This is a genomic window from Streptomyces sp. NPDC055749, assembly GCF_053617235.1.
On the sequence record NZ_JBSHFH010000054.1, the window covers coordinates 45,868 to 52,640 of the forward strand.

The following is a 6,773-nucleotide window of genomic DNA, read 5'->3' on the forward strand; positions in this document are numbered from 1 at the left end:
GACGCGATGTGCGCGAGGTGAGTGATCAGCTGATCCGGAACTCAGTGGTGAAGGATCTTCGACAGGAAGTCCTTGGCCCGGTCACTGCGCGGGTTGCTGAAGAACTGGTCGGGCGTTGCCTCTTCGACGATCTTTCCGTCCGCCATGAAGACGACGCGGTTGGCCGCCGACCGTGCGAAGCCCATCTCGTGGGTGACGACGACCATGGTCATCCCGTCCCGGGCGAGCTGCTGCATGACCTCCAGCACCTCATTGATCATTTCCGGGTCGAGCGCGGACGTCGGCTCGTCGAACAGCATGACCTTCGGGCCCATCGCCAACGCCCGCGCGATGGCGACGCGTTGCTGCTGACCACCCGAGAGCTGGGCGGGGTACTTGTCCGCCTGCGAGGCGACGCCCACCCGGTCGAGCAGCGAACGTGCCTTGTCCTCTGCGGCCTTCTTGTCCATCTTGCGGACCTTGAGCTGGCCCAGCATCACGTTCTCGAGCACCGTCTTGTGCGCGAAGAGATTGAACGACTGGAAGACCATGCCCACGTCGGCGCGCAGGCGGGCGAGCTCCTTGCCCTCCTGCGGCAGCGGCTTGCCGTCGATCGATATCGCGCCCGAGTCGATCGTCTCCAAGCGGTTGATGGTGCGGCACAGCGTGGACTTTCCGGACCCGGAAGGCCCGATAACGACCACGACCTCGCCACGGGCGATGGTCAGGTCGATGTCCTGGAGCACATGCAGCGCGCCGAAGTGCTTGTTGACGTTGCTCAGTACGACAAGGTCGTCGCCCGCAGGCGCGGCATCCTCGGCGGCCTTGGTCACTGAAACTCCGCTCATCGGCTTAATGCTCCGTCCTCCTCGGTTGGCAAGGACACTAATGACGCAGTGCGACCAGCGTCATTACATCTGAGCGGAAATTGAGCATAACGATCCGGCTGCAACCGGACACACCGCGTGAACGGGACTTCCTCAACGGTGCTGGGGCGTACCGGGTGGGTAACGGAAACCCTGATGTAACCGGCAAGCTCTTGACCGGAGCACCCGTCATCGGCATGGATGCCCTGGTAGGGGATGACGTGAACGTCGCCGTACGGGAGAACCTCACCGGGCGGAACATCACGCGTCACCGAAGAAGCGAACCGAAGAAGCAACATCAGCCGTCCCGAGATCTCGGGCGCCGGAAGGAGGGTCAATGAGACTGCTGCTCGTCGAGGACGACGACCATGTCGCGGCGGCCCTGTCCGCCGTGCTCGCCCGCCACGGGTTCCAGGTCAAGCACGCCCGTAACGGCGAGGAGGCCCTGAGGGCTCTGCTGCCGGCCGACAAGGAACCCTTCGGCGTCGTGCTGCTCGACCTCGGCCTGCCCGACCAGGACGGCTACGAGGTGTGCGGCAAGATCCGCAAGCGCTCCGCGATCCCGGTGATCATGGTGACCGCGCGTGCCGACGTCCGGTCGCGGATCCACGGGCTCAACCTCGGGGCGGACGACTACGTCACCAAGCCGTACGACACCGGGGAGCTGCTCGCCCGTATCCACGCGGTCGCGCGGCGCAGGACGGCCGGTGAGGACACCGCCCCGACCCCGGCCGCCGGTCTGCGTCTGGGTCCCGTCCAGATCGAGCTGCCGACCCGCCGGGTCAGCGTCGACGGTGAGGAAGTCCAGCTCACGCGCAAGGAGTTCGATCTTCTGGCGCTGCTCGCGCAGCGGCCCGGAGTGGTGTTCCGGCGTGAGCAGATCATCAGCGAGGTGTGGCGTACGAGCTGGGAGGGGACGGGCCGCACTCTTGAGGTGCATGTGGCGTCCCTGCGTTCCAAGCTGCGGCTGCCCGCGCTGATCGAGACCGTGCGGGGCGTCGGATACCGGCTCGTCTCGCCGTCCGCGTAAGGGCGTACGTTCCCCGTGCACACCCGTCTCCTTCCGCTGCTCATCATCCTCATGGCGGCCGTACTGCTCGCCCTGGGCGTCCCGCTGGCCATGCGCATGGCCGCCGCCGAGCAGCAGCGCGTCGTCATCGACCGGATCGACGACACGGCGCGCTTCGCCGCACTCGCCCAGTTCGTCAGCGAGTCGCTTCCGGGCAACGAGGAGCGGCAGCGCATCCTCCAGGCCGAGCTCGACGCGTACGACTCCGTGTACGGGATCAGGGCCGGCGTCTTCTACCGCGACGACCGGGCCCTGGCGAAGGCCCCGTCCTCCTGGATGGTGCCGACGGAGGGGGAGGGCCGTGAGGCGTTCCGGGAAGCGCTCCTGGGCCGCCGCTCCCACGATCCGCCGCAGGTCTGGCCCTGGCAGACCGGCAGGGTCGTCGTGGCCTCGCCCGTCGTACGGGACGGTGACGTGGTCGCCGTCGTCGTCATCGACTCGCCCACCGGCGAGATGCGGTCCCGGACGCTGCGCGGCTGGCTGCTGATCGGCCTCGGTGAGGCGCTGGCGCTGCTCGTCGCGGTCGGCGCCGCGTTCCGGCTCACGGGCTGGGTGCTGCTTCCCGTACGCATCCTGGACGCCGCCACGCACGACATCGCCAGTGGCCGGATGAGGTCCCGGGTCGCCGCTTCCGGCGGACCTCCGGAACTCAGGCGGCTGGCCCGTTCGTTCAACGAGATGGCTGACAACGTCGAAGACGTTCTGGAGCAGCAGCGCGCCTTCGTCGCCGACGCCTCGCACCAGTTGCGCAACCCGCTGGCCGCACTGCTGCTGCGCATCGAGCTCCTCGCGCTCGAACTCCCTCAGGGGAACGAGGAGATCGCCGCGGTGCGTACGGAGGGCAAGCGCCTCGCCCGGGTCCTGGACGACCTGCTGGACCTGGCGCTGGCCGAGCATGCCGCGGCCGACCTCCGGCTCACGGACATCGGCGCGCTCACCGCCGAGCGCGTCGCGTCATGGGGCCCGCTGGCGGACGGGAAAGGGGTGCGGCTCCTGCTGGACGGGGTGTCCGCGGCCACGGGCTGGGCGGACCCGATCGCGCTCTCCAGCGCGCTGGACGCCGTCATCGACAACGCACTCAAGTTCACGCCGCCGGACGAGGAGGTACGGGTCACCGTGGCGTCCACCGGCGCGAGTGTCACCGTGCGCGTCGCCGACCACGGGCCGGGGCTGACCGACCAGGAGCTCGAACGCGTCGGCGACCGCTTCTGGCGCAGCAACCGGCATCAGAACGTCAAGGGCTCCGGCCTGGGTCTCTCCATCTCGCGTGCGCTGCTCACCGCGGGCCGGGGCTCGATCGCGTACGCACGGAACGAGCCCCATGGGCTGGCGGTGACGGTGTCCGTACCGCGCAACGCTCCACACGTCTGAACGAGCGCCAGGACACCGGGGGAACGTCGCTACGGCTTGACCGACCGGTAGTAGCGCCTGGCCCCTTCGTGCATCGGCAGCGGATCGGTGTAGATCGCCGTCCGCAGATCCACCACCTGCGCCGAGTGCACCTCACGTCCGATGCGGTCGCGGCTGTCGATCACGGTCCGGGTGAACGCCTCGGTCATCGCCGAGTCAGTGCGGTCCGTGGTGACCAGCAGATTGGCGACCGCGACCGTCGGCACGGTCTGGCCCTGCTGCGCGTTGAGATAGGCGTCGGCCGGAATCACGGCCGAGCGGTAGTACCGGGTCGATCCGCCGACTCCCTGGAGCTGGGTGACCAGCGGGTCCTCCAGCGGCACCAGCCGGATGGCGAACCGCTCCGAGAGCTCCTGCACGGCATTGGTCGGCAGGCCCCCGGACCAGAAGAAGGCGTCGAGTGTGCCGTTCGCCAGCCGCGTCGGCATCGTGTCGATGCCGACCGGTATCGGGGTGACGCTCTTCTCCGGATCGAGGCCCGCGGCGCTCATCAGCCGGTCGGCGACGAGCCGTACCCCTGATCCCGGCTGCCCCACGCCCACCCGCTTCCCTCGCAGGTCGGCGACGCTCTGCACGTCCGAGTCGCGAGGCACGACGAGCTGGACGTAGTCGTCGTACAGCCGGGCGCAGGCCCGCAGGCGCTGGGCACCGGCTCTGCCGTTCTGCATGAAGGTGGCCACGGCGTCGGCGGTCGCGATGGTGAAGTCCGCCTTCCCCGAAGCCACCCGTTCTATGTTCTGCTGCGAGCCCTCACTGGTCTGCAGTTTTATGGACACCTTGGGCATGTCCTTGGCCAGCGCGCCTTCGAGCCGCTCGCCGTAGCGCTGGTAGACCCCGCTGCGTACGCCGGTGGAGAAGGTCAGCGAGCCCGTGGGAGAGGACTCCCCCAGGGGGAGCACCCACCACAGCAGCAGCCCCAGGACGACCGTCACGGCCGCTCCCCCCTGAAGGGTGCGTCGTCGGTCGAACCGGGACAGTACGGAGAACATGGCGCGATCCTGCCAGCCACTCCCCGTAATGGCCAGGCCCGGGCTTCCGGGGCGGCCGGGGCCGGGCTCCCGGACCCCGCGCCGGGACTGCGGCGGCACAGGGCATTCCAGGTACCGCCTACCCTTGTCGCATGAGCAGCGGCAACCGGAGCGAAGCAGTGGACGTCAAGAAAAGCTACGAGGTACGCACTTACGGGTGCCAGATGAACGTCCACGACTCGGAACGGCTGTCGGGGCTCCTGGAGGACGCCGGATACGTCCGTGCGCCGAAGGACGCCGACGGTGACGCCGATGTCGTCGTCTTCAACACCTGTGCGGTGCGTGAGAACGCCGACAACAAGCTCTACGGCAACCTCGGCCGGCTGGCGCCCATGAAGACCAAGCGCCCCGGGATGCAGATCGCGGTCGGCGGCTGCCTCGCGCAGAAGGACCGCGACACCATCGTCAAGCGGGCCCCCTGGGTGGACGTCGTCTTCGGTACGCACAACATCGGCAAGCTCCCGGTGCTGCTGGAGCGCGCCCGCGTCCAGGAGGAGGCGCAGGTCGAGATCGCCGAATCCCTGGAGGCCTTCCCTTCCACGCTCCCCACCCGACGTGAGTCCGCCTATGCCGCGTGGGTGTCGATCTCCGTCGGCTGCAACAACACGTGCACCTTCTGCATCGTCCCCGCACTGCGCGGGAAGGAGAAGGACCGCCGTACCGGCGACATCCTGGCCGAGATCGAGGCACTCGTATCCGAGGGCGTCTCCGAGGTCACGCTGCTCGGCCAGAACGTGAACGCGTACGGCTCCGACATCGGGGACCGCGAGGCGTTCTCCAAGCTGCTGCGGGCCTGCGGCGCCATCGAGGGTCTGGAGCGCGTCCGCTTCACGTCCCCGCACCCGCGTGACTTCACCGACGACGTGATCGCCGCGATGGCCGAGACCCCGAACGTGATGCCGCAGCTCCACATGCCGATGCAGTCGGGCTCGGACACCATCCTCAAGGCGATGCGCCGCTCGTACCGGCAGGAGCGTTTCCTCGGGATCATCGAGAAGGTGCGTGCCGCCATGCCGGACGCCGCCATCTCGACCGACATCATCGTGGGCTTCCCCGGCGAGACCGAGGAGGACTTCGAGCAGACCATGCACGCGGTCCGGGAGGCCCGTTTCGCGAACGCCTTCACCTTCCAGTACTCCAAGCGCCCCGGGACGCCCGCCGCGGACATGGCGGACCAGATCCCCAAGGAGGTCGTCCAGGAGCGGTACATGCGCCTGTCGGCCCTCCAGGAGGAGATCTCCTGGGAGGAGAACAAGAAGCAGGTCGGCCGCACCCTGGACGTCATGGTGGCGGAGGGCGAGGGCCGTAAGGACGGCTCCACGCAGCGCCTCTCCGGCCGCGCCCCCGACAACCGTCTGGTCCACTTCACGAAGCCCTCGCAGGAGGTGCGCCCCGGTGACGTGGTGACGGTCGACATCACGTACGCGGCTCCGCACCACCTGCTCGCCGAGGGCGCCCCGCTCGGCGTGCGCCGGACGCGTTCCGGTGACGCCTGGGAGGCGCGTACGGCCGCTGCGGCGGCCAAGCCCGCCGGAGTGATGCTGGGCCTGCCCGGCATCGGCGCCCCGGCCCCGCTGCCTGCCGCATCGGCCCCCGGCTGCGGCTGCGACTGACGCCGCGGCGCTTCGCAGTACGCTGACCGGCATGCTTGTCGCTGCCGCCGTCTGCCCCTGCCCGCCGCTCCTGGTTCCCGAGGTCGCCGCCGGAGCGGCGCCCGAGCTCGACGCCGCGCGGACCGCGTGCACGGACGCCCTGGGCGTGCTCGCCGCGGCCCGCCCCGATCTGCTGATCGTCGTGGGGCCCGCCGAACCCGACGGAGAAGGGCCGCATCCCGCCGGAGCGGCCGGTTCCTTCGAAGGGTTCGGCGTCGCTCTCTCCGTGCGCCTCGGAAACCCGCCCGGCGACACCGTGCCGGGGGGACGCCCGCTTCCGGCCTCCCTTGCCGTCGGAGCGTGGCTGCTGGAGCGGACCCGGTGGTCCGACGCCCCGGTCGAGGGTCTCGGCGTGGGGGAGCGGCTGCCGGCCGACGACTGCGCCCTGGCGGGCAAGGAACTGGCAGCGAGGGCGGACCGCGTCGCCCTGCTGGTGATGGGTGACGGAAGCGCCTGCCGCACGGTCAAGGCCCCCGGCTATCTGGACGAGCGGGCCGTGGGATTCGACTCGGACGTGACCCGTGCGCTGGGTGAGGCGGATCTCGCCGCTCTGAGCTCGCTCGACGCCTCGCTGGCGTACGACCTGAAGGTGGCGGGCCGGGCGCCCTTGCAGGTGCTTGCCGGGGCCGCCGAGGGCGCGGGGCTCGGCGGGCAGCTGTTGTACGAGGACGCCCCGTACGGCGTCGGCTACACGGTCGCCGCCTGGTCGTGACGGACTGACCGAGCACGACTTGCCGAGCATGGAGGAGGGCCCGGAACGCATGCGTTC

The 6,773-nt window shown here is 69.6% G+C and carries 6 protein-coding genes; 4 read left to right on the top strand and 2 right to left on the bottom strand.

Going from position 1 to position 6,773, the window contains the following annotated elements; genetic code table 11:
- Nucleotides 1-41: 41 nt before the first annotated feature.
- Nucleotides 42-827: an amino acid ABC transporter ATP-binding protein gene (locus tag ACWGO0_RS30430; RefSeq protein ID WP_453542132.1), complete on the bottom strand. Its 786-nt coding sequence runs from the start codon at nucleotides 825-827 to the stop codon at nucleotides 42-44.
- Nucleotides 828-1,182: 355 nt separating this feature from the next.
- Between ACWGO0_RS30430 and ACWGO0_RS30435 the strand changes: the two genes are divergently transcribed.
- Together ACWGO0_RS30435 and ACWGO0_RS30440 are read left to right on the top strand one after the other, a co-directional pair.
- A complete protein-coding gene (locus ACWGO0_RS30435) occupies nucleotides 1,183-1,875 on the top strand; it encodes a response regulator transcription factor (protein ID WP_453542135.1) in 693 nt (230 codons plus the stop codon).
- 15 nt (nucleotides 1,876-1,890) lie between these two features.
- Nucleotides 1,891-3,285: an ATP-binding protein gene (locus ACWGO0_RS30440; protein ID WP_453542138.1), complete on the top strand. Its 1,395-nt coding sequence runs from the start codon at nucleotides 1,891-1,893 to the stop codon at nucleotides 3,283-3,285.
- Nucleotides 3,286-3,314: 29 nt separating this feature from the next.
- Here ACWGO0_RS30440 and ACWGO0_RS30445 read toward each other — a convergent pair whose 3' ends face one another.
- Nucleotides 3,315-4,313 carry a TAXI family TRAP transporter solute-binding subunit gene (locus ACWGO0_RS30445; RefSeq protein ID WP_453542141.1) on the bottom strand — a complete coding sequence of 333 codons (999 nt, stop codon included), beginning with the start codon at nucleotides 4,311-4,313 and terminating at the stop codon, nucleotides 3,315-3,317.
- A gap of 131 nt (nucleotides 4,314-4,444) precedes the next feature.
- On the opposite strand from ACWGO0_RS30445, the gene miaB reads away from it, so the two are divergent.
- On the top strand, nucleotides 4,445-5,965 hold the full coding sequence (miaB, locus tag ACWGO0_RS30450; RefSeq protein ID WP_453542144.1) for a tRNA (N6-isopentenyl adenosine(37)-C2)-methylthiotransferase MiaB: 1,521 nt from the start codon (nucleotides 4,445-4,447) through the stop codon (nucleotides 5,963-5,965).
- A 31-nt stretch (nucleotides 5,966-5,996) separates the two neighbouring features.
- On the top strand, nucleotides 5,997-6,716 hold the full coding sequence (locus tag ACWGO0_RS30455; RefSeq protein ID WP_453542147.1) for a class III extradiol dioxygenase subunit B-like domain-containing protein: 720 nt from the start codon (nucleotides 5,997-5,999) through the stop codon (nucleotides 6,714-6,716).
- Nucleotides 6,717-6,773: the final 57 nt, after the last annotated feature.